The 21,550-nt window shown below is 64.2% G+C and carries 22 protein-coding genes and 1 pseudogene; 13 read left to right on the forward strand and 10 right to left on the reverse strand.

Translation table 11 applies throughout. The annotated features are described in order from the left end of the window. Positions 1-22 precede the first annotated feature (22 nt). The 5 genes from QNO18_RS04395 to QNO18_RS04415 all read left to right on the forward strand — a co-directional run bounded on the left by QNO18_RS04395 (position 23) and on the right by QNO18_RS04415 (position 3,478). A complete protein-coding gene (locus tag QNO18_RS04395) occupies positions 23-928 on the forward strand; it encodes a glycine betaine ABC transporter substrate-binding protein (protein WP_283176700.1) in 906 nt (301 codons plus the stop codon). 249 nt (positions 929-1,177) lie between these two features. Then, positions 1,178-1,882 (forward strand): ABC transporter ATP-binding protein, encoded by a 705-nt coding sequence (locus QNO18_RS04400; protein ID WP_349293835.1) that lies wholly within the window; start codon positions 1,178-1,180, stop codon positions 1,880-1,882. Between the two features lie 42 nt (positions 1,883-1,924). Beyond that, positions 1,925-2,437: a hypothetical protein gene (locus tag QNO18_RS04405; RefSeq protein WP_283176701.1), complete on the forward strand. Its 513-nt coding sequence runs from the start codon at positions 1,925-1,927 to the stop codon at positions 2,435-2,437. Then, a complete protein-coding gene (locus QNO18_RS04410) occupies positions 2,422-2,931 on the forward strand; it encodes a hypothetical protein (protein ID WP_283176702.1) in 510 nt (169 codons plus the stop codon). Before QNO18_RS04405 ends, QNO18_RS04410 begins: the two co-directional genes overlap by 16 nt. A 166-nt stretch (positions 2,932-3,097) precedes the next feature. Then, the gene (locus tag QNO18_RS04415; RefSeq protein WP_283176703.1) at positions 3,098-3,478 is read left to right on the forward strand and encodes a hypothetical protein; all 381 of its coding nucleotides are present in this window, start codon (positions 3,098-3,100) and stop codon (positions 3,476-3,478) included. A gap of 14 nt (positions 3,479-3,492) precedes the next feature. On the opposite strand, the gene QNO18_RS04420 is transcribed toward QNO18_RS04415, so the two are convergent. The 3 genes from QNO18_RS04420 to tauA form a co-directional block, all read right to left on the reverse strand. Continuing rightward, entirely contained in the window at positions 3,493-4,329 is an 837-nt protein-coding gene (locus tag QNO18_RS04420) for an ABC transporter permease subunit (RefSeq protein WP_283176704.1), read from the reverse strand. Further along, the gene (locus tag QNO18_RS04425) at positions 4,329-5,102 is read right to left on the reverse strand and encodes an ATP-binding cassette domain-containing protein (protein WP_198835697.1); all 774 of its coding nucleotides are present in this window, start codon (positions 5,100-5,102) and stop codon (positions 4,329-4,331) included. The genes QNO18_RS04420 and QNO18_RS04425 overlap by 1 nt, the downstream gene beginning before the upstream one ends. Positions 5,103-5,175: 73 nt before the next feature. Next, a complete protein-coding gene (gene tauA, locus QNO18_RS04430) occupies positions 5,176-6,162 on the reverse strand; it encodes a taurine ABC transporter substrate-binding protein (protein WP_283176705.1) in 987 nt (328 codons plus the stop codon). Positions 6,163-6,451: 289 nt separating this feature from the next. Between tauA and QNO18_RS04435 the strand changes: the two genes are divergently transcribed. From QNO18_RS04435 to QNO18_RS04455, 5 genes and pseudogenes are all read left to right on the forward strand, one after another. Then, positions 6,452-7,696 carry a GTP-binding protein gene (locus QNO18_RS04435; protein WP_283176706.1) on the forward strand — a complete coding sequence of 415 codons (1,245 nt, stop codon included), beginning with the start codon at positions 6,452-6,454 and terminating at the stop codon, positions 7,694-7,696. Positions 7,697-7,699: 3 nt separating this feature from the next. Next, positions 7,700-8,068, forward strand: a complete 369-nt coding sequence (locus tag QNO18_RS04440; RefSeq protein WP_283176707.1) for a DUF6525 family protein — start codon at positions 7,700-7,702, stop codon at positions 8,066-8,068. A 42-nt stretch (positions 8,069-8,110) separates the two neighbouring features. Further along, positions 8,111-8,758: a DUF1007 family protein gene (locus tag QNO18_RS04445; protein WP_283176708.1), complete on the forward strand. Its 648-nt coding sequence runs from the start codon at positions 8,111-8,113 to the stop codon at positions 8,756-8,758. 14 nt (positions 8,759-8,772) lie between these two features. Beyond that, entirely contained in the window at positions 8,773-9,519 is a 747-nt protein-coding gene (locus QNO18_RS04450; RefSeq protein WP_283176709.1) for a high frequency lysogenization protein HflD, read from the forward strand. A 166-nt stretch (positions 9,520-9,685) separates the two neighbouring features. Further along, positions 9,686-10,056 (forward strand): annotated as a pseudogene (locus tag QNO18_RS04455) (IS5/IS1182 family transposase); the annotation flags it as partial. A gap of 1,066 nt (positions 10,057-11,122) precedes the next feature. Here the strand turns inward: QNO18_RS04455 and alkB are convergent. From alkB to QNO18_RS04470, 3 genes are all read right to left on the reverse strand, one after another. Continuing rightward, positions 11,123-11,770, reverse strand: coding sequence for a DNA oxidative demethylase AlkB (gene alkB / locus QNO18_RS04460; protein ID WP_283176710.1), 648 nt, complete (start codon positions 11,768-11,770; stop codon positions 11,123-11,125). Positions 11,771-11,897: 127 nt separating this feature from the next. Then, on the reverse strand, positions 11,898-12,185 hold the full coding sequence (locus QNO18_RS04465) for an HU family DNA-binding protein (protein WP_092900635.1): 288 nt from the start codon (positions 12,183-12,185) through the stop codon (positions 11,898-11,900). 172 nt (positions 12,186-12,357) lie between these two features. Next, positions 12,358-13,824, reverse strand: coding sequence for an AMP nucleosidase (locus tag QNO18_RS04470; RefSeq protein WP_283176711.1), 1,467 nt, complete (start codon positions 13,822-13,824; stop codon positions 12,358-12,360). A 181-nt stretch (positions 13,825-14,005) separates the two neighbouring features. On the opposite strand from QNO18_RS04470, the gene QNO18_RS04475 reads away from it, so the two are divergent. The 3 genes from QNO18_RS04475 (at position 14,006) to QNO18_RS04485 (ending at position 16,814) form a co-directional block, all read left to right on the forward strand. Beyond that, on the forward strand, positions 14,006-14,854 hold the full coding sequence (locus QNO18_RS04475; RefSeq protein WP_283176712.1) for an SDR family oxidoreductase: 849 nt from the start codon (positions 14,006-14,008) through the stop codon (positions 14,852-14,854). A gap of 84 nt (positions 14,855-14,938) precedes the next feature. Then, positions 14,939-15,595, forward strand: a complete 657-nt coding sequence (locus tag QNO18_RS04480; protein ID WP_283178741.1) for a ribonuclease HII — start codon at positions 14,939-14,941, stop codon at positions 15,593-15,595. 88 nt (positions 15,596-15,683) lie between these two features. Continuing rightward, on the forward strand, positions 15,684-16,814 hold the full coding sequence (locus QNO18_RS04485; protein WP_283176713.1) for a site-specific DNA-methyltransferase: 1,131 nt from the start codon (positions 15,684-15,686) through the stop codon (positions 16,812-16,814). A 108-nt stretch (positions 16,815-16,922) separates the two neighbouring features. Here QNO18_RS04485 and QNO18_RS04490 read toward each other — a convergent pair whose 3' ends face one another. From QNO18_RS04490 to QNO18_RS04505, 4 genes are all read right to left on the reverse strand, one after another. Continuing rightward, positions 16,923-17,474, reverse strand: a complete 552-nt coding sequence (locus QNO18_RS04490; protein ID WP_283176714.1) for an NAD(P)H-dependent oxidoreductase — start codon at positions 17,472-17,474, stop codon at positions 16,923-16,925. A 98-nt stretch (positions 17,475-17,572) separates the two neighbouring features. Continuing rightward, entirely contained in the window at positions 17,573-18,331 is a 759-nt protein-coding gene (locus QNO18_RS04495; RefSeq protein WP_283176715.1) for an SDR family oxidoreductase, read from the reverse strand. 1 nt (position 18,332) lies between these two features. Next, positions 18,333-19,220 carry a transglutaminase family protein gene (locus QNO18_RS04500; RefSeq protein ID WP_283176716.1) on the reverse strand — a complete coding sequence of 296 codons (888 nt, stop codon included), beginning with the start codon at positions 19,218-19,220 and terminating at the stop codon, positions 18,333-18,335. Then, positions 19,217-21,514: a circularly permuted type 2 ATP-grasp protein gene (locus QNO18_RS04505; RefSeq protein ID WP_283176717.1), complete on the reverse strand. Its 2,298-nt coding sequence runs from the start codon at positions 21,512-21,514 to the stop codon at positions 19,217-19,219. The genes QNO18_RS04500 and QNO18_RS04505 overlap by 4 nt, the downstream gene beginning before the upstream one ends. Positions 21,515-21,550 lie beyond the last annotated feature (36 nt).

Raw genomic sequence — 21,550 nt, forward strand, 5'->3', positions numbered from 1 at the left:
GACAACCGACAGGGAGATTGCAATGACAAAGAAGAGCATGAATGCCGCTGTGTCACTTCTCGCATTGGCCGCCATGGCCGGTGGGCCGGCGCTGGCGGCTGACCCCGGCGCTGTCGATGAGCCGATAAAGCTCGCCATGCTGGAATGGACGGGCGCGCAGATCGCCGGCAAGGTCCAGGAAAAGGCGGACTATAAGGTCGACTATGTGACCGCCGGGAACTACCCGCATTTCCAGGGGCTTGCGGACGGAGATGTCGCGGCTTCGGTCGGGATCTGGCTGAATAATGTTGGGGATATTTACCCGAAAGTCCTCGCTGAGGGCAAATTCGAGGATATTGGCAGTCTTGGCCTGGCCACGAATGAGGGCTCGCTCTATCCGAAATTTATGGAGGAGCTTTGCCCGGCTTTGCCGTCATGGGAAGCGCTGAATGATCCGGAATGCGTGGCATTGCTCGCGATGCCTGACACGCTGCCGAACGGGCGGTTTCTGGATTACCCGGCCGATTGGGGGTCGCGCGCGGCGACGATCATCCTGGACAATAACCTGCCATTGACCGCGACGCCTTCGGGGTCGGAAGGGGCGCAGCTGGCCGAGCTCCGCGCAGCGGCAGCCGCGAAGACACCGCTGGTCATGATGTTCTGGGCACCGCATTTCATCCTCGCCGAGGGCGAGACCGGCTGGATCGGGATGCCGCCTTGCAAGGATCAGTCCAATGAGCATTGCATCATGCCGCCCGACGTCAACAAGGTGGTCTGGTCGGGCTTTGTGCCGAAATGGCCTGCCGCCTATGAGATCACCACCGAAGATCAGCAGAAAATGATGCTGGCGATCGACGAAAAGGGCCAGTCGCTGGATCTGGTGACAACCGAACGGGTCGCCGCGCATGAGGCGATCTGGCGCCCCTGGCTTGATCAGGCGCTGAACTGAGGCCGGGGCGGTGATGAGCGCCGTGGCATCAGACAGTATCACGCTCAGCTCCCGGGGATTGTGGAAGGTATTCGGACTACGGCCCGGCCACTACTTTGACACCACCGGCTGCCAGATCGACCCAGAGGCGCTGGTCGCGCGCCTCAGGCAGGAGGGGCATATTCCGGGTGTGGCGGATGCCACATTCGATGTCCGCAAGGGCGAGATTTTCGTCATCATGGGGTTTCCGGGTCGCGGAAATCGACGCTGGTGCGCTGCCTCTCGCGGCTGCCGGATATCGGACATGGGGTGCTGGAATTCGAAGGACGGGATCTCTCGCGCATCTCGGGGCGTGAACTGACCGAAATCCGGCGGCGCAAGATGGGGATGGTGTTCCAGAGCTTTGGGCTGATGCCGCATCTGACGGCACTGGAAAACGTCGCCTTCCCGCTGAAACTGCAAGGCGTAGCGAGAAGCCTCGCGCCGGACCCGGAACTGTGGTTCCTTGATGAGCCGTTTTCGGCGCTGGATCCCCTGATCCGGCGGCAGATGCAGGATGAATTCCTGCGGCTGCAGCCCCAGCTGAAAAAGACCATCATCTTCATCACGCATGACATTATGGAGGCCTGCCGGCTTGCCGATCGTATTGCGCTGATGCGGGGCGGGCAGATCATCCAGATCGGACCACCGGCTGAAATCCTGCTGCACCCGGCTGATGACTATGTCGCGCGCTTCACCGCCGAGGTGGCGTTGAGCCGGGTGATACGGGTGCGCGATCTGATGAGCCCCGGCGGGATATCGGGTGCCGCAGACGGCCCCGAGGTCGCGCCTGAAGCCTTGTCAGAGGCGCTTTTGCCCGATCTTGCCAGCGGGCAGCGGAAGTTCGCGGTCGCCGGCACGCGGGGAATGGTACTTGAGTCCGAATCGGTTCTGGCGGTGCTGCGGCGTGATGCCTCTGGCAGGGAGGAACTGTGATGCGGCATTTCACCCGGGAAGAGATGATCTGGGCGGGGCTCGGTGCAGCTTGGGCTGAACCAGACCATCATGGCGGCGCTGTCGATGATGGTGATCGCGGCGCTGGTGGGCACGCGCGAGCTGGGCCAGCAGGTCTGTGTTGCCCTGTCAAAGGCCGATGCCGGAGCGGGGCTGATCCCGGGGGCATCATCGCCGCCATCGCACTGGTCGCGGACCAGCTGTTGCGGGCGCCAGACGGCAGATCCGGAGGGAAATCCGGCGGGAAGACATGACGCAAAAGGGCAAGAGGAGGGTCAGATGAACAGGATCTACGCTTTGTGGTCACATCCGCGGTCGATGTCGACCGCGATGGAGCGGGTGATGCGCGAGCGCGGGGACCTCGACTGCGCGCATGAGCCGTTCATGTATGACTACTATGTCCATCGCGCGATAAGGCAGATGCCGCATTTCGATGTCCGTCCGGATCACCCGGTCAGCTATCCCGCGATCCGCGACCATCTGCTGGCGCGGGCGGCGAAGGGCCGGTTTTCTTCAAGGACATGTCTTATTATGTGATGCCGCATATCCTGGCGGATGCGGCCTTTGCGCCGCATCTGGTCAATGCCTTCCTGATCCGCGACCCGCTGGCTTCGATCACCTCTTACTACAGGCTCGACCCGGAGGTCAGCCTCGACGAGGTCGGGCTCGAGGCGCAATGGCGTCACTACAGCGCGCTGAAGGCGGCAGGCCGGAACCCGGTTGTGCTTCGGGCCGAGGCGGTGCGCGAGGACAGTCGCGGCACGATGGCGCGGTTCTGGCAGGCGGTCGGGCTGCCATTTTCCGAACGTGCCTTCACCTGGCAGGATGAAAAGCCGAAGGACTGGGATCAGGTCGGCGGCTGGCATGGGGATGTCAGCGCTTCAAAGGGGATCCGCCCGCTGAGCGCAACCGAGGCCGGGGAAGCGCGCACCAAATTTGACGCTCTCGCCCTGACGCATCCGCGTATGAAACGCGATCTGGCGCATCATTTGCCCTATTATCAGAAGCTTCTGGCCGAAGCTTTGTGCTGAACTGGCGGGTCGCCGCGCGAATCGTCCTGGGGCGCAGAAAATGCCTCTCCTTTGACCCATGAGAAGAGAATAATTCCCCTGCCGGGGCGCAAAGTCTGACTGGCCCCTTCCCTTGCCGCGCCTTGCCGGAATCGAGACTATTTCGCCTGAAACCACAGGTGACCCCATGTCTTACGCAGCCGGCCCGGCCAGAGATGCCGGTCAGTCTCCCCCCTCCGGCCTTGCGCGGAGCCTCGCGGATCTGGCGCTGCGGCTGACCACGCGGCGGGCGGGGGATGGGGAGATCAGCCTGCCGCCCGGGCGCGAGCTCCGGCTGGCCTCGCCTGTCTGGTATGAGATCTGGTCGCGCGATGCGGCGCGGCTCGGGCGGCTGGGGGTTGCGGTCCTGCCCGAACAGATCGCCTCGCTGGCCTCTGACGAGCGGCAGGCGCTGGTCTCCGCTCAGCTGGCGCTGAGCGGGGCGGGGCCGGGGCTGCCAGACTGGCTGAAACCGGCGCTCAGCCGGGCCAGAGCGCGCCTGGAGATGCGGCTTTCCTGGCTCGACTGAGCTCCTTCGCTGTCTCAGCTTTTGCCGATCCAGGGCAGGAAGCGCCGCTCCATCCAGCGCAGCAGGATCTCGGAGATCGTGGCCAGAGCCGAGATCACGAGGATCCCCGCGATCACCATATCGGTCACCAGAAACTGCGCCGCCGACTGGATCATATAGCCAAGGCCCCGTGTTGCCGCGACCAGTTCAGACGCGACCAGCGTCGTCCAGCCCGCCCCGAGCGCGATACGCATGCCGGTAAAGATCGATGGAAGGGCCGCGGGCAACATCACCTCGCGGATCAGTTGCGCACGGGTGGCACCAAAGGTGCGGGCGGCGCGGATCTGGTTTTCGCCCGCGGCTTTGACGCCCGAGACGGTCGAGATCACGATGGGCGCCAGCATGGCGATGCCGATCACGAGGATTTTCGAGCCTTCGCCAATGCCGCACCAGATGATGATCAGCGGCAGATAGGCCAGCGGCGGCAGCGGGCGGATGAATTCGACCAGCGGATCGAGGATGCCGCGCCCGATCTTGGACGTGGCGATCAAAAGTCCGACCGGCACCCCGATCAGCATGGTGAAGAACAGCGCGGCAAAGACCCGCCAGAGGCTCGCGCCCATATGCTCCAGCAGCGTGGCATTGGCGTAGCCGTCAAAGGCCACCCGGGTCAGCGCCGCCCAGACCTTTGCGGGCGAGGGCAGGAACACGGGCGAGGCCCAGCCCGCCCAGGAGGTCAGTGCCCAGATCAGGATCAGCCCGCCGATGGTGGCCGTGCCCAGCAGCAGCCCCCAGGGCAGGCGCAGCTTTGGCCGGTCGCCCCTGGTGTGCGGCGTGCTGAGGGCGGAGGTATCTGCGGTATTGTCGGTCATCAGGCGGGCTCTTTCTCATAGATCGCGGCCAGCAGGCGTTCGCGGGCGGCGATAAAGCCGGGCTCGGATTTCAGGGCGCGCGGGTCTTCGCCCCGGATGAAGCGGCGGCCATAGTCATAGCTTTCCTGAAAGCTGATGCGGCCCGGATCCGGCGCAAGGACCACGACCGAGGTCGACAGAAACAGCGCCTCCTCGACCGAATGCGTGATCAGAAGCGCGCCGGTATGGCTCTGATCCCAAAGCTGAAGCAAAAGCTCATGCATCCGGTCGCGGGTCATGGCGTCAAGCGCGCCAAGGGGTTCATCCATCAACAGGAAATCCGGCCCCGAGGCCAGCGCGCGGGCAATCCCCACCCGCTGTCGCTGCCCGCCGGAAAGCTGCCAGATATGTTTGTCTTCCTGACCTTCCAGATGCACCGCCGCCAGCCAGCGCCGGGCGGTGGCCTCGCGCTCGTCCCGCGCCACCCCGGCCAGTTTCAGCGGCAGCGCGACATTCTCGACCACGGTGCGCCAGGGAAACAGCGCGTCATCCTGGAACACCACCGCCCTGTCCGGGCCCGGCCCGGTGACAGGGGCACCGCCGATGCTGACCTGACCGGAACTGGGCTGCAAAAAACCGGCAGCCAGGTTCATCAGTGAGGTCTTCCCCGATCCCGACCGCCCGATGACCGAGATGAAATCACCCTGCGACAACGACAGGGTGACGTCTTTCAGCACCGGGGTGGCAGTGCCGGGATAGGTCAGGGAGATATGCGACAGGCTGAGAACAGACATGATGCGACTTTCAGAACGGCAAAGCCCGGCGCCGGGAAAGGCGCCGGGATCCGGGGCTTTTCGCCCGGGCGGATTACTTCAGCGCGGCCTCGGCAAAGCCTTTGTTCACAAAGGCGCTGTAATCATCCTTGGCGGTCGCCGAACCCTGTTCCTGCAGGAAGGCGGCAGTGTTTTTGATGGCTGCCGCAGTGGCGCCGCCAAGGAAGGCATCTGAGGTCTGGTCTTTCAGCCCGGCAAAGACATAGCCCTTCAACAGCGCCGGCACGTCTGCCGCAGGTGCGCCGGTCAGCTCGGCGATCTTCTTCGCCGCGTCACTGTCGGCCCCCCAGGCGGCGGGGTCTTTGATATAGGCATCGGTCGCCTCGCCGGTCACTTTGACGAAAGCGGTGACGATTTCGGGATGCGCCTCGGCATAATCCTTGCGCACGATCCAGGCGTCAAAGGTCGGGCCGCCCCATGCTGCCACGTCAGAGCTGTCGGCCAGAACCGTGCCGCCGGTGGTCTTGATCTGGTTCAGCACCGGATCCCAGATATAGGCGCCGTCAATATCGCCTCGCTCCCAGGCGGCCGCGATTTCCTGCGGGCGCAGGTTCAGAAGGTTCACCTCTGAAGCCGGGATGCCCCAGTGTTTCAGCGCCGTCAGCAGCGAATAATGCGCGGTCGACACGAAAGGCGTCGCGATCTTCTTGCCCTTGAGGTCTTCCGGTTTCTCGACCCCCTTGACGGCCAGCGCTTCGGCTTCGGCGATATTGCCGACGATATAGATGGTCTCGATCGGCAGATCCTGCGAGGCGGCTGCGGTCAGCGGCGACGAGCCGACATAGCCAATGTCGATGGACCCCGCCGCAACGGCTGCGATGACATCGGCGCCGCCGCCGAACAGATGCCATTCGACATCGGCGCCGGTGGCGCTTTCATAGGTTTTGTCGGCCTGGGGCACGCGCGAGGGCTCGACGATCTGCTGCCAGCCGATCCGCAGCGTTTCGGCGAAAGCGGGCAGCGAGACGCCGGCAAGCAGGCCAGCAAGAGTCAGGGTGGTGGTCAGTTTGCGAAGGGTCATAATGGTCTCATTCCGGGTTGTCACAGGCTGCCAGGGCGGCGTTTGCATGGGTCAAATCTGGCCGGGAAAGCCGTTTCAGGCCATTCTGAAGAGGCCACCGGTTAAAGCGAGCGCCATTTGCCGGCCCCGCGGGGAGGAGAAGAATATTCCCCTCCCCCGGTCAGCATCGCCTTTGAGGGGGCAGAATCAGCCGGTGTCGCCCAGTTTCCCGGCGCTCCGGTGTTTCAGGCGGTTGCGGTTTTGGTTTCACTCGATATAAGATGTAATAACATAACGTATTGAGGTCGCCATGCCCGCCAGCCCCCATCCGAACCTGCCCCGCTCCGGAGATCGACGCCTGCCTGTGACCGTGCTTTCGGGCTTTCTCGGCGCCGGTAAGACCACGCTCCTGAACCATATCCTCAACAATCGCGAGGGCCGCCGCGTCGCCGTCATCGTCAATGATATGTCCGAGGTGAATATCGACGCCGACCTTGTGCGCAGCGGTGCCGAACTGTCGCGATCCGAGGAAAAGCTGGTCGAGATGACCAATGGCTGCATCTGCTGCACCTTGCGCGATGATCTCCTGAGCGAAGTCCGGCGCCTCGCCGAAGAAGGCAGGTTCGACTATCTGCTGATCGAATCAACCGGAATTGCCGAACCCCTGCCGGTCGCCGCGACCTTTGACTTTCGCGACAGTGACGGCGCTAGCCTTTCGGATCTGGCGCGGCTGGATACGATGGTCACCGTGGTCGATGCGGTCAATCTGACGGCGGATTTCTCAAGCCATGATTTCCTCGCCGATCGGGGCGAGAGCCTTGGCGAGGCTGACACCCGCAATCTGGTCAGCCTGCTGACCGACCAGATCGAATTTGCCGATTTGATTGTCCTGAACAAGGCCGGGCTGGCGGGGCCGGTGCGTCTTGATCAGGCCCGCAAAATCATCCGTGCCCTGAACCCCGGGGCGCGGCTGATCGAGACCGATTTCTCGCGCGTTTCGCCCTCGGACATCTTCGATACCGGGCTTTTTGATTTCGACCGCGCCCATCTGCATCCGATGTGGGCGAAGGAGCTTTACGGCTTCGCGGATCACCAGCCCGAGACCGAAGAATACGGCATTTCCTCATTCGTTTACCGCGCGCGTCAGCCGTTTCATCCGCAAAAGATCTATGACCTGTTCAATGGCGATCTGCCGGGGGTGATCCGGGCGAAGGGGCATTTCTGGATCGCCTCGCGCCCGGACTGGGCGGTGGAATTCTCGCTTGCAGGCGCGATTTCAGGGGTCACACCACTGGGGCGCTGGTGGGCGACGGTGCCGCGTGATCGCTGGCCGACCCATCCCGAGGGGCTGGATCAGGTCATGCAGCATTGGGCCGAACCCTGGGGGGATCGCCGGCAGGAGCTGGTCTTTATCGGCGCGGGCATGGATGAGGCGGCGATCCGGGCAAGCCTTGATGCGGCGCTGATGCCGGAGGCCGGGACAGAACGGGCAGGGACGACCTGGGCCGATCTGCCCGATCCCTTCCCCGACTGGTCCCGGCGCGAGGCGGTCTGATCCATGACGCGCAATCTGGTGACAAGCCTGCGCGGACGCGCCCGCCCGCGCCCGATGGAGCGGTTTGACCGCCTGCCGCCCGATCTGCGCTGCTGGCTGTCGCAGGCGGTGCTGCCCTGGAGCCCGCATTCCGCTCTGCGGCTCTGGACGCGGCTGCGGCGTGAAACCGGAGGAGACCTTGCCCGGATGCTGGAACGGCTTAATCAGGCAGAACAGAGACTGATTTCGCGCGATGCGCCTGTCATCTGGGGTGGGCCACGCCAGGAAACGCCCCGACCCGCCGGGACTGCAATTCCAGGGCTTGTTTCTGGCGGCGCGGCGTTCTGCCCGGATGATCCCTTGCGCAATGGCGCTGGTCTCACGGGGCGGTGAATTGCGGCCGCCACGGGGCGGCGGGTATGAAGGAGTATGGTCTTGCGGCTCCTCTCTCTCCTCGCCTGGCTCGCGCTGCCGCAGATGGCGCGGTCGCATCCGCATGAATTTGTCGATACCGGCCTCACTTTCCGGTTCGATGATCAGGGATCGCTGGCGGCGGTGTCGGTCGAATGGGTCTATGACGACCTCACCTCGCTTCTGATCCTGAGCGATCTGGGCATGGATAGGGATGGCGACGGCATCCTGACGGCAGAAGAGGCGGAGAGGCTGAACGAGATGGCGACAAACTGGCCCGAGGGCTTCGACGGCAATCTCTGGCTGAGCCAGGGAGGCAGGCCGGTTGCGCTTTCGCGCCCGCAGGAGGGGGCGGCGGACCTATGGGAGGGGCGGATCCGCATGACCCATATCCGCGCCTTGCCCGAGCGACGCGACCCGGCCGGCGGCGAAATCCGCCTCCAGGCCTATGATCCGTCTTATTACATCTTTTATGATCTGGCCGGAACGCCTGGCGTCCAGGGGCAACCTGGCTGCCGCGCCCGGGTTGAGCCCGCCGACAGTCGCCGCGCGCAACAGCTCTATGATGAGGCCCTCGCACAGCTGAGCGATGCAGAGCTGGAGGCCGGGACCTATCCCGAAATCGGCGGCGCCTTTGCCGATACAGTGCTGCTTGACTGCGAGACACCATGAGGGGGCGGCGGTTTTTGCTGCCGGGGCTGGTTCTGCTGGTCTCCCTGATCGCGGTCGCGGTCTTTACGACGGGGCTGGATGACGGGTTGGCGCGCCGGCTGATCCAGGTCCAGCGTGAGTTTCAGAATGCGCTCGGTCAGTCGCTGCGGGCGCTTCGCGCCGGAGAGGCCGGGGCCGCGACCGGATTCCTGGGTCTCTGTTTTGCCTATGGCTTTTTTCATGCGCTTGGGCCGGGGCACGGCAAGGCGCTGATCGCCGGCTATGGTTTCGCAAGCCGCGCCACGCTGCGACGTCTCATCTGGATTGCCGGGCTTGCAGCGCTTGGCCAGGCGCTGGTTGCGATTGTGCTGGTCTATGGCGGGATCTGGATGTTCGAGGGCGCGCGCGACCGGATCGAAGGGCTGGCCATGGTGATCGAGCCCCTCGCAATGCTGGCAATCGCCGGTCTCGGGGCCATGCTGTTGCATCGCGGGCTGCGGCGGTTGCGGCCCGCAATGGTCCATACGCATCATCACCATGACGAGACCTGTGGCTGCGGCCATGGTCATGCGCCCGGCCCCGAACAGGTTGCCGCCGCCTCCGGCTGGCGCGAGGTTCTGGCGCTGGTGGCGGGGATCGCGTTCAGGCCCTGTACCGGCGCATTGTTCCTTCTGGTCCTGACCTGGAGGCTGGGGATCAACGGGCTGGGGATCCTTGGCACAATCGTGATGGCGGCGGGCACCTTCCTGATCACAGCGCTTGCGGCGACCCTCGCGGGCTGACCCGCCAGGGTCTGACGCTGGCCTTGCCCGGCGCCAGCCCGCGCCTCTTTGCGGCGGCCGAGATCGTGACCGGCGTGATCGTCATGATCCTTGGCCTGAGTACGGCGTTGAGGTTGCTTTAGGACAGCACCTCGCTGGACGCCAGGGCCCAGACCCGGGTCTGCCCGAGGTTCGGTCTCTCGGGATCACGGTGAGCCATATCGGCGGCGCGTCGGTCCTGCCCGATCTGCCCGGCCAGATCCCGCCGGACTATCAGATTGCCTGCTTCACCGCAAATGGCGTTCATGCCCTCCTCCCCCCGCGCGCAGGATCGCGAAGCCAGGGAAGACCGTTACCGCCGGCTCGATTACGCGCAATCAGGTGCTGCGGGCCCTCAAATTCCTCGGTCGCGATTTGTGGGGACGCTCAAGCGGCTGTTACCGCCGGAGCCGCGCCGAACCGAAAATGCATTGTCTGAAACTCTTGCGCCACCGCCTCATGGCGCATGACTTTGGTCGTAAGGTCGCTGACCTGCAGGTCCCTGTGACCGTTCAGAATCGCGACACCACCTTCGGCACATCTCGGAAAAAGGCCGTGCGATCAGGCCGTCCCGGGATAGCCGAAACTCGACCGTCAGCTGAAATTTGCAACATAGCCATCGGCGCTTATCGATCATCTCGCGGTGAGACGTTCGCGATGGCGATGGTGGAAGAGGCCGCCGACCGCATACCCCGCCGCCAATCCAGGGGGGCTCGGCGATCCGCACCAGCATTGGGAAGCGAAAACCATTCGCCATTCTGCGCAGGTGGCGGTTGGCCAGGGACTGAGCTGTGACCCCGCATTCAGGAACGGGTTTGACCGCGCGAAGGCTGCGCCCTTGCCTGATGTCCGGGCGTTGTTTGGCCTCTGCGAGGGGATCCCGCCGGCGCTGAGCGGCACCGTGAGTTCCGATGTGGTGACGGGTGCGACGCCAGATCAGATGCCGGTCTGCCGCCGCGATCACCGCCCCGGCCTGCGGGACGCGATCAGCACCACGTCGCCGCCGCCGCCATCGACGTCAAACACACCAAAAGCTACGCCGCTGATCAGGCCGGCATTGACCTGAACGGCGGTGTCAGAGCCAGGGAGTCTCCCGCTCGCAATGCCCGTCAGTGACCCGTTAATCACGATGCGGGTGCTGGTGGAGCTGCTGCCAGAGATGCCCGGCCCGACCGGGGAACTGACCGGGGCACCAGCAAGGATCTCGACCGGAAGCTTGCTGCCCGCAGACCAGCAGAGAGCGTGACTGCAGGCATGGAATTCGAGGGCATCAGCGATCTGCTTCGAACTTACGCTGCCCGTGATGACGATGTAGCGTGAGCTTAGGACAGTGCATTTCGGCCGAGAGAAAGGCTGTCGGCACTGCCAAAGTCATGAGGAATTTCTGCGCCGGCATTGGTTCCGGGTGCATAGAAGAAGGCCTTTCACGTTTCGCAAGAAAGGGTATCGTCTCATGCCCTGTCTGAGGGGCGCATCAAATGGCGCCACCGGGACGGGGCAGGCACAGCGTGACGTAACCGCCCTGGTCCTGAATTTCGTCAGCACGATTTGGAAGGCGATCCTTTCAGGGTCGTTTCGGGCGGCGTCAGCTGCGGCGGAAGGTGAGGTTCAGCCGCAGGTCACCGCAAACCGGGTGGGTGCCCGGTTTCAGCGCATCGATCCCGTGGAAGTAAAGTCGCGAGGGGCCACCCCAGACCACGACATCGCCATGTAAAAGCGGAATCTTCCGCGCCGGGTCGCTGCGGTTCAGCCCGCCAAAGCGGAAGATCGCGGCAAGGCCCAGCGAGACCGAAACGATGGGCTGTGAGAAATCCGCCTCATCCTGATCCTGGTGCAGCGCCATTTTTGCGCCGGGCTGGTACCGGTTGATCAGGCAGACATCCGGGGCAAAGCCGGGATAGCCGGCCTCTGTGGCGGCATCCTGCGCGAGGGCGCGGAAGGCGGCCGGCATAGCGGGCCAGGGCGCGCCGGTTTCGGGATCAAGCGCCTGATAGCGATAGCCGCGCCGGTCGCTGACCCAGCCGCCGCTGCCGCAATTCGTCATCGCAACCGACATGGCAAAGCCGCCGCGCGTGACCATATGGCGGAAGGGCGAGATGGCGGCGACCGCCGCGATCCCATCGGTCAGCGCATGGGCCTCGGGGCCTGCAAAATACCTGAGCAGCACCGCACCGGGGGCCAGGTCTTCGCGACCCCGTTGCGGGAGGTCTGCATCACCGAAAAGATCTGTCATTGCCGTCTCCGCCGCTTATCGCAGTATCGCCTCCCGAACGGCGGAGCGCAAAAGAAAAGGGCCGTCCCGGGCTGATCCCGGGCGACCCCATCCGTCTTGCAACCGGTCTTCTGGCCTGATCCGAAGATCAGCCGTTGACCAGGTCTTTAAGAGCTTTGGCGATGGTGAATTTCACCTGCTTGTCGGCCGGTTTGGTCATGGTTTCACCGGTGGCCGGGTTACGGACCTGACGCTCGGGGCGCTCTTTGCAGGCCACTTTGCCGAGGCCCGGCAGGGTGACTGCACCACCTGCAGTGACTTCCTTTGCCACCACATCAGCAATCGCATCCAGTGCGGCCGAAGCGGTTTTCTTGTCGGCGCCCATTGCTTCGGCAAGGGCAGCCACAAGCTGGGTCTTGGTCATCGGCTTGGACATTGGTGTCTCCTGTTCTCGTTCGGCTTGTCCTTCTGATCCCGGGCCTGCAATTGCGGCTTCGGGACCCCCTTTTCAGGGCTGTCGCTCAGTCACCTGGAAAGTGGGGCGAAATCAAGCCCCAGAACGCAGCCGGGGCTGGAAATCAGCGGTTTTCACCGGAATTCCCTATGTCTCACAGGAATGCGGTTTCCTCAAAGCTGCGCAATTTGCGCGAATGGATGCGTTCCAACGGGGTTTCGCGCAGCAGCTCCATCGCGCGGATGCCGATCTGCAGGTGCCGCCCGACCTGGGCCTGGTAGAATTCGGTCGCCATGCCGGGAAGCTTCAGCTCGCCATGCAGCGGTTTGTCGGAAACGCAAAGCAGCGTCCCGTAAGGCACCCGGAAGCGGAACCCGTTGGCCGCGATGGTGGCCGATTCCATATCCAGCCCCACCGCGCGCGACTGCGACAGCCGCCGCACCGGGCCGGACTGATCGCGCAATTCCCAGTTGCGGTTGTCGATGGTGGCGACCGTGCCGGTGCGCATGATGCGCTTGAGCTCGTAGCCTTCCAGCCGGGTGACCTCTTCGACCGCGTCTTCCAGTGCGATCTGGATCTCGGCCAGCGCCGGGATCGGCACCCAGACCGGCAGGTCGTCATCCAGCACATGATCCTCGCGCAGATAGGCATGGGCGAGGACGTAATCGCCAAGCGCCTGGGTGTTTCTGAGCCCGGCGCAATGGCCGACCATCAGCCAGGCATGCGGGCGCAGGACCGCGATATGGTCGGTGGCGGTTTTGGCATTCGACGGGCCAACACCAATATTGACCAGCGTGATGCCGTCGCCATCCGGGCGTTTCAGGTGATAGGTCGGCATTTGCGGCATTTTCGACGGAAGGAGGATCCTGCCATCCCCGGAGGTGATCTCCTGATCGCCGGTTGCGACAAAGCTGGAATAGCCGGAATTCGGGTCATCAAGCGCCGCGCGGGCGAAGGCCTCGAATTCATCGACATAGAACTGGTAATTGGTGAACAGAACATGGTTCTGGAAGTGCCGCGGGCTGGTTGCGGTGTAATGCGCCAGCCGTGCCAGGCTGTAATCGACGCGCTGCGCGGTAAAGGGCGCGAGCGGCATCGAGCCATCGGCGAAATGTTCGAGCGTTCCGTTGACGATGTCGTCATTGGTGGTCGCGAGGTCCGGCACGTCGAACACATCGCGCAGCGGGAAATCCAGCGCGCCGGCCTGGGGGATGATCAGGTCGGGCTGACCCGCCACCGCGAAATGCAGCGGGATCGGCGTGACCGAGGGGCCAATGGTGACCGGCACCCCGTGATTGCGGACCAGAAGGCCGATCTGCTGGATCAGATAATTGCGAAACAGATCAGGGCGGGTCACGGTGGTGGAATAGGTGCCTGGCCGCGCGACATGGCCAAAGGACAGGCGGGTGTCGACATTCGAGAAACTGTCCACCACAAGGCGGATTTCCGGGTAATAGGCGCGGATCCGGTTTGTCGGTCGGCCAGTGATCAGCGCCTCGCGGAACTGGCTGATCAGATGGGCGGTGGCCTCGTCATAAAGCACATGCAGCCGGTCAACGGCTTCGGTGGCATCGGTGAAGCTTTGCGCTTCGCTCGGGTCTGGCAAAAGAAGGATCGACACTTGTCCGTTTTGTCCTTTGGATCGCTGCGGCCTGACGGATGATCGGGAGAGACATCCGGCGGGCCATCTGGCTGAGTTAAGCGCAAAGCGGGGCGCTGAGGCAAGTGAACTCCAGGTAACGGGGCGCGGGGGCCGAGCGGGGCGCTTGCAGTGGCGCGCGTGCAGAGAGATAGTCGCGGCCATGAAAACACTGCTTTCTCTTGGACATGGATATTGCGCCGCCGCGCTGGCGCGCGGGCTGTTGGCCGAGGGCTGGACCGTGATCGGCACCACCCGCGATGCGGCAAAGGCGGCGGCGTTTGAGGCAATGGGCGTCGAGCCTCTGGTCTGGGATCCGGCGCGGGGCGCGGATCTTGCGCCTGCACTGGCGCGCGCCACGCATATCCTGCATTCCGCGAGCCCCGATGAGGCGGGCGATCCGTTCCTGAACGCCTGGCCCGGGATTCGCGAGGCGCAGGTGGAATGGATGGGATACCTTTCGACCACCGGAGTTTACGGCGATACGCGTGGCGCCTGGGTGGATGAGACCTCGCCGGTTTTGCCGGCGCGGGCGCGTTCGGGCGAGCGGGTCCGCGCCGAGCGCGACTGGCTGACGAGCGGGCTGCCGGTGCAGGTGTTTCGCCTGGCCGGGATTTACGGGCCGGGGCGCGGGCCGTTTGAGAAGATCCGCAATGGCTCGGCCCGGCGGATCCTGAAAGAGGGCCAGGTGTTCTCGCGTATCCATGTCGATGACATCGTGCAGGTGCTGCGGGCCTCGATGGCGGCGCCCTGGCCGGGGCGGATCTATAATGTCTGCGACGACCTGCCCTCATCCGCCGCCGAGGTGCTGAGCTTTGCCGCCGGTCTTCTGGGCCTGCCGGAGCCGCCGGCGGTGGAATTTGCCGAGGCGAAGATGGGGCCGCTTGCGCGCAGTTTCTATGAGGAATGCCGGCGGGTCCGGAATACGCGGATCCGGGACGAGCTGGGGGTGCGGCTTTTATATCCGGATTACCGGGCGGGGCTGCGGGGGATCCTCGCGGCTGAGGGCTGAGCGGGGTGCTGGAGGCGGGAGCCTCCGGCGGGGATATTTAAGAGACAGAAAATGAGCGGGGCCGGAACAGGGCCTGGGCGAGGCGTGATGGTGACGGTTCCGGATTTCAGTTTTGAGGCGGAGGCGCTGGCAGGTGGCGCCACCTGTGTCGTGGGTGTCGATGAGGTCGGACGCGGACCGATTGCGGGACCGGTGACGGCGGCGGCGGTGCGGCTGGATCCGGGAAATATCCCCGAGGGGCTCAGGGACAGCAAGGCGATGAGCCAGGCGGCGCGCGAGCGGCTGTCAGACTGGCTTTTGACCCATGCGGCCGTCTCGGTCGCGCATGCCAGTGTCGAAGAGATTGACGAGATCAATATACTGCGTGCCAGCCATCTTGCGATGGAACGGGCGGTGGCGGGGCTGGGGCAGGGGCAGGGGCAGGGGCAGGGGCCCGATTTCGCCCTGATCGATGGCAATCTTTTGCCGCGCGGTCTGACGATCCCTGCCCGGGCGCTGGTCAGGGGCGATGCCCGCTGCCAGTCGATTGCCGCCGCATCAATTGTCGCCAAGGTTGCGCGCGACCGGATCATGGTGGATCTGGCGCAACAGTTTCCCGGTTATGGCTGGGAGCGGAATGCCGGCTACCCGACAAAGGCGCATCTCCAGGCGCTCCTGGATTTTGGCGTGACCCCCGTGCATAGACGCTCCTTCAAACCTATCCACAACATCTTGTATCAAGATGTTTATGTAAGCCTTTGATTCAATAAACAATTTGACGTCGAATCAGTTCTGACTCATCTTTATCCACAAGACGGCACACAAGAATTGCCGCGAGCAGAGGCAGAATATGGCGACGAAAAAAGCACCGGCGGAGCATGCGCTTCCGCTGAACGAAATTCTTGCGGGTGATTGCATCGAGATCATGGAGAGCCTGCCGGCGGGCTCGGTGGACCTGATTTTTGCGGACCCGCCCTACAACCTTCAGCTGAAGGGCGATTTGCACCGGCCGGATAATTCCAAGGTCGATGCGGTGGATGATCACTGGGATCAGTTCGCCTCTTTTGCCACTTACGATGAATTCACCAAACGCTGGCTGGCGGCTGCAAAGCGGCTTTTGAAGCCCAATGGCGCGATCTGGGTGATCGGGTCTTACCACAATGTCTTCCGTCTGGGTGCCGAGCTGCAGAACCAGGGCTACTGGATTCTGAACGACGTGGTCTGGCGCAAATCGAACCCGATGCCGAATTTCAAAGGCAAGCGCCTGACCAATGCGCATGAGACCCTGATCTGGGCCTCGAAAGACGAGAAAGCGAAATATACCTTCAATTACGAGGCCTTGAAGGCCCTGAACGAAGGCATTCAGATGCGCTCGGACTGGGTGATCCCGATCTGCACCGGGCATGAGCGTCTGAAGGACGAGCATGGCGACAAGGCGCATCCGACGCAAAAGCCCGAGGCGCTGTTGCACCGGGTATTGCTGGCGACGACCAATCCGGGCGATGTTGTGCTGGATCCGTTCTTTGGCACCGGCACCACGGGGGCTGTCGCCAAGATGCTGGGCCGCGATTTCATCGGGATCGAGCGCGAGGAGGCCTATCGCAAGGCCGCGCTGGAGCGGCTGGCACGGGTGCGCAAATATGACGCTTCGGCACTGGAGATCACCGGATCGAAACGGGCTGAACCGCGGGTGCCCTTCGGCCAGGTGGTGGAGCGCGGCATGTTGCGCCCGGGTGAGGAGCTCTGGTCGCTGGGCAATCGCTACAAGGCCAAGGTGCGCGCCGATGGCACGCTGATCGGCAATGATGTCAAGGGCTCGATCCACCAGGTGGGGGCGGCTTATGAGCGTGCGCCGTCCTGCAATGGCTGGACCTACTGGCATTTCAAACGCGACGGGAAAATGATCCCGATCGATATCCTGCGCCAGCAGATCCGGGCCGAGATGGGGGCCGATGCAGGTGGAGTTGCACGCCCGAACTGACGCGATTCCCATAAGATACACGAACGCCTGCGCCCCGGTCCGCCTGGGGTGCCACTGCCCCGCCATGTTTACATGGCGGGGCCTTTTGGTTGCGCGCGCCCTGGAGGGTCAGATGTTCTTCGCGGCGAAAGTCGCGAATTTTTCCAGCACGGTGCCGAGGAATTTTGCGGTCTCTGGTTTCAGCCCGCCCTTGTCATCCAGCATGTTCTGCACCTGGGCCAGATAGGCTTCTGGCTGCTGCAGCGTTGGCATGTCGAGGAAGACCAGCGACTGGCGCAGATGGTGATTGGCGGCAAAACCCGAAATCGCGCCCATCGAAGCCGAGATCACTGCAGCTGGCTTGCCGCCCCAGACACTGTGCCCATAGGGGCGCGAGCCGACATCCAATGCGTTTTTCAGCACCGCCGGCACCGAGCGGTTATATTCCGGCGTGACAAAGATCACCGCCTGTTTCGCCGCAATTGCCTTGCGGAATGCGGTCCAGGCAGCGGGTGGGGTGCCCTCGTCCAGATCCTGGTTGTAAAAGGGCAGATCCCCGATCGGGATGATCTCAAGGGTCATGCCCTCGGGTGCAAGGGCCTGCAGCCCTTTGGCGACCGAGAGATTGTAAGACCCGGCGCGCAGGCTTCCGACCAGGACGGCGACTTCCAGCTTGGACATTTGAAGGCTTCCTTCTGTTGATCCATGCATTCAGTGTTACGCATTACGGCCCGGGCGTCACAGGCTCTGTGCGGATCGGCAAGGATCAGCCGTGAGGCTCAGCCGCGCCCGACATAGGGCATCGCGGTCGCCATGATCGTGGTGAAAAGCGTGTTCACCGACAGCGGCTGGCGCGCGATCATCACGATGGCTTCGGCGACATGGGCGACATCCATCACCGGCTCGGGGCGGATGCTGCCATCGGCCTGGAGCATGCCCCTGGGCATTTCAGCCGTCATCGGCGTTGCAGCATTGCCGATATCGATCTGGCCGACCGCTATGCCATGTTCGCGCCCCTCAAGTGCGAGGGATTTGGTCAGCCCGGTCACCGCATGTTTCGACGCCGCGTAAGAGATCGTCTGCGGTCGTGGCACATAGGCCGAGATCGAGCCATTGTTGAGGATGCGCCCGCCTTTGGGATCTTGCACCAGCATCTGCCGCCAGGCCTCGCGCGCGCAATAGAAGGCGCCGTTCAGGTTGATTGCAATCACCGCATCCCAGCTGTCCGGCGTGGTATCCTCGACCCGCGCCTGGCCGCCAAAGGCACCGGCATTGTTGAAGAGGAAATCGATCCGGCCAAAACGCGCGACGATCTGCGCGAAAGCCTCGCGGACCGCGTCGGACTGGCTCAGATCGGCGGTGACGATCAGCGCGCGGTCGGGATCTGCGCTGTGCGCCGCCGTTTCCGCCAGGGGCGCCTCGCGACGGCCGATCAGCGCGCAGCGATAGCCCGCCGCGATCAGCGCCTGTGCCACGGCGCGCCCGATCCCCGATCCGGCACCGGTGATCACCGCGACCGGCAATTCGCTTTGTGTCATCTCAGCCCTCCCCGGCCTCGGTAATATCCACCGAATGACGGCCCTCCTGCTGGCCGTCAAGCCGCAGCATCCCCGTCACCGGCGCCACATCACCATAGTCGCGACCCATGCCGACATCTATATGATCTGCGCCGGTGAAACAGGCATTGGTCGGATCATAATCGATCCAGCCGCGCTGGCTGCCGCCCCAGGCCCTGACCCAGGCATGCATCGCATCGGCGCCAATGAGGCGCTTTCGCCCGGGCGGCGGCAGGGTACGCAGATAGCCTGCCACATAGGCTGCCGGAATGCCGAGGCTCCTGAGGCCGCCCACCATGATCTGCGCGAAATCCTGACAGACGCCATGGCGTGCGGCAAAGGCCTCGGCCGGCGACGTGTTGACATCGGTGGCGCCGGTCTCGAACCTCATATGGTCATGGAGCATGAGGCCAAGCCGTTCTGTCACCACCGCCACGCTGTCTCCCGTCCTCAGCGCGCCGGCCGCAAAATCGCTGATGGCGCCCACCTCTGGGATGCGGCGCGAGGGCAAGTGGTAATGCAGCGGCGATGTCGGCCCGAGGCTGCGGCATTGCGCGATCTCGGGGCCGAGTTGGGTGACCGGCATCGAGAGGTCGAGGCCCCCGGGCTCTGCCAGCCGCTCGACCTCGGCTTCAAGGCGCAGCTCAAGCCGCGTCAGCCCGGCGGGGATCGCCGCCTCAACGACAGCAGTGCCGAAAAAATCGGTAAAAAAGCCCAGCTCGCCCGGTTCCGGCTCCAGCGTGACCTGGGATCCCAGAAGACGCTGGCGCCCGGGCAGAGTGGCGGGAAGGATGCGGAAATGCTGCCGCCCGGCGCCGCTGGGCCGGTCGAATTCATAGCTGATCTGCAGACGCAGCTTATAAAGGCTCATCGGAAATAGCGCTCCGAGATCAGGTCTGAAACCTCGCCCAGCCGCATCTGCACGGCATAGAGCGCTGCACTGTCGAGCGTTTCCGGCGTAGCGGTGGCGAGGTCGGTCTGCAGCCGCAGCAATGCGCGTGCCGGGGCGCTCAGCCGGTTTTCGACCAGGGCCTCGGGCAGCATCCGGATCAGATCCATCATGCCATCGACCTGGTTGCGGATCGCGCGCGGGTTCAGCGGGTCCAGCGCCAAAAGCCCGATCACCGGCCCGCGCCCCGAACTCATGGAATAGCGGCGCCGATGGATCATGACGGAATCGCCCAGCTCGATACACAGGTCGATGCCGCCGGGGTCGGCTTCGGGATCTGTCAGCGCCGCCAGCCAGCCCGCCATATTCCGGGCGCGTTCCTGCATCCGGCCCAGCGTCAGGAAGCGCCAGCCGATCAGCCGGTACATGTTTTCATGCACCAGGCCCGAAAAGCCCGCGAGCTTGCGCAACAGCGCCGACAGCGCCTGGGCTGCATCATCGCCCGGGGTGACCTGCTGCGCCAGGCGTCGTGCCGATTTATCGAGATCCGTCAGCGCCGCCCAGCCATCGGTCGAGAAGCGGTCGCGCAGCTGCGCCGCCGAGGTGAGCGCGCGCCCGATCGTGTCCAAAAGCCCCTCGGGAATCGGATCGGCAGGGTCGAGACCGGCAAATTCCAGGAGCTGATCGGTCTCGGCCAGCAGCGGCAGTGATCCGGTGCCGCTTACAGCGATGCGGCCATGATGCGCGCGCAACAGCCGCACCATGCCCTCGCTGCGTTCGACATAGCGACCCAGCCAGAACAGGTTGTCAGCGGCGCGGGCGGGCAGCTCATCGGGTTCGGGCATGCCGCTCTGCCCTGCCGGGCGGCTCATCAGCGTATCGCCGTCCACATGGTCAGGCGAGATGATCCAGACATCCGCCGCCCCTCCGCCGCGCTGCATCGCCAGCGCCGCCGGGTCGGTGGTGGCGCCGATCCGGGCGAAACCACCCTGCATCACCTTCCACCCCGAAGCGGTGCGCGCGAGATAGACCCTGAGCGACATCGGGCGCGGCGTGATCCTGCCATCGACCAGGGCGGGGGTGGTTGAAAGCCGCACAACCTCTTGCGCCACCAGCGCGCCCTGGTCACGTTCCAGCCGGTCACTCAGGGCGTCTGGCGTCAGGCTGGCCGCCGCCAGCGGGTCATCCATCCGGTCATAGGGCAGGCCGGTGCCAAGCGCGGGCGACAGGATCATGCGATCTGCTGCTGCCATCACGGCCTGGCGGGCCGCCGCATCTCCGCACCACCAGGTCGCGATATTCGGCAGCATCAGCTTTTCCCCGGTCAGGACCGGCGCGAGGCGCGGCAGGAAGGCCATCAGAGCCCGCGTCTCCAGCACGCCCGATCCCGGCGGGTTGACCATCGAAAGCCCGCCCTGGCGCAGCGCCGAGACGAGGCCCGGCGTGCCAAGCCGTGAGGCCGGGTCCAGCTCCAGCGGGTCGGCGAAAGACCCGTCGAGCCTGCGCCACAGCACATCCAGCGGCTTGAGGCCCGAGACAGTGCGCAGCATCAGCCGGCCGTGTTCGACCGTCAGATCCTCGCCCTGAACCAGGCTGATGCCCAGATATCGTGCAAGCCAGGCTTGTTCATACCAGGTCTCGTTCCAGGGCCCTGGTGTCAGGATCGCCACCCGCGCGGCAGGATCCGTCCGCATCGACAGGAGGTGATCGCGAAACTCGCGGAAGAACCCGGCAAGCCGGTGCAGCTGCGGACCAAAAAGCTGCGGCCCAAAGGCGCGGGTGGTGGCGACCCGGGTCTCAAGCGCATAACCCGCGCCCGAAGGTGCCTCGGTCCGGTCAGCGAGCACCCACCATTGCCCGTCGGGGCCGCGCCCGATCTCAAAGGCGACGAAATGCAGGAAATGGCCGGAGCGTGGCGCGATCCCGACCATCGGCTGCGCCCAGGCGGGGTTGCCCGCCAGCAATTCGGCCGGCAGATGCCCCTCTGCGACCATCCGGTTTGGCCCGTAAATATCCGCCATCAACAGTTCCAGCAAATCGGCGCGCCGGATCAACGCGGCGGAAAGCCGGGTCCAGTCGGCCTCGTCGATCAGCACCGGCAGATGGCTCAGCGGCCAGGGGCGCTCGACCGAAGCCGTACCGGCAGAGGTGTCATACTGCCGGTAAATCACCCCGGAATCGCGCAGGTAAAGATCGGCGCGCTCGATCGCACGGGTCAGATCAGTGTCGGAAAGCGTTTCCAGATGGTTGATTAAGGGCCGCCAGAGCGGGCGCATCTGCCCGTCCGGCCCGATCAGCTCATCGGGGACGCC

This window comes from Gemmobacter sp. 24YEA27 (assembly GCF_030052995.1).
In the GTDB taxonomy this organism is placed as follows: Bacteria; Pseudomonadota; Alphaproteobacteria; order Rhodobacterales; family Rhodobacteraceae; genus Pseudogemmobacter.

Bases quoted from the DNA above. Each gene is read 5' to 3' on its own strand.
- QNO18_RS04505 (WP_283176717.1), bottom strand. From the start codon at position 21,514: ATGCGCCCGCTCTGGCGGCCCTTAATCAACCATCTGGAAACGCTTTCC.
- tauA (WP_283176705.1), bottom strand. From the start codon at position 6,162: ATGACCCTTCGCAAACTGACCACCACCCTGACTCTTGCTGGCCTGCTT.
- QNO18_RS04435 (WP_283176706.1), top strand. From the start codon at position 6,452: ATGCCCGCCAGCCCCCATCCGAACCTGCCCCGCTCCGGAGATCGACGC.
- QNO18_RS04415 (WP_283176703.1), top strand. From the start codon at position 3,098: ATGTCTTACGCAGCCGGCCCGGCCAGAGATGCCGGTCAGTCTCCCCCC.
- alkB (WP_283176710.1), bottom strand. From the start codon at position 11,770: ATGACAGATCTTTTCGGTGATGCAGACCTCCCGCAACGGGGTCGCGAA.
- QNO18_RS04495 (WP_283176715.1), bottom strand. From the start codon at position 18,331: ATGACACAAAGCGAATTGCCGGTCGCGGTGATCACCGGTGCCGGATCG.
- QNO18_RS04490 (WP_283176714.1), bottom strand. From the start codon at position 17,474: ATGTCCAAGCTGGAAGTCGCCGTCCTGGTCGGAAGCCTGCGCGCCGGG.
- QNO18_RS04465 (WP_092900635.1), bottom strand. From the start codon at position 12,185: ATGTCCAAGCCGATGACCAAGACCCAGCTTGTGGCTGCCCTTGCCGAA.
- QNO18_RS04410 (WP_283176702.1), top strand. From the start codon at position 2,422: ATGTCTTATTATGTGATGCCGCATATCCTGGCGGATGCGGCCTTTGCG.
- QNO18_RS04420 (WP_283176704.1), bottom strand. From the start codon at position 4,329: ATGACCGACAATACCGCAGATACCTCCGCCCTCAGCACGCCGCACACC.
- QNO18_RS04485 (WP_283176713.1), top strand. From the start codon at position 15,684: ATGGCGACGAAAAAAGCACCGGCGGAGCATGCGCTTCCGCTGAACGAA.
- QNO18_RS04395 (WP_283176700.1), top strand. From the start codon at position 23: ATGACAAAGAAGAGCATGAATGCCGCTGTGTCACTTCTCGCATTGGCC.
- QNO18_RS04425 (WP_198835697.1), bottom strand. From the start codon at position 5,102: ATGTCTGTTCTCAGCCTGTCGCATATCTCCCTGACCTATCCCGGCACT.
- QNO18_RS04440 (WP_283176707.1), top strand. From the start codon at position 7,700: ATGACGCGCAATCTGGTGACAAGCCTGCGCGGACGCGCCCGCCCGCGC.
- QNO18_RS04475 (WP_283176712.1), top strand. From the start codon at position 14,006: ATGAAAACACTGCTTTCTCTTGGACATGGATATTGCGCCGCCGCGCTG.
- QNO18_RS04500 (WP_283176716.1), bottom strand. From the start codon at position 19,220: ATGAGCCTTTATAAGCTGCGTCTGCAGATCAGCTATGAATTCGACCGG.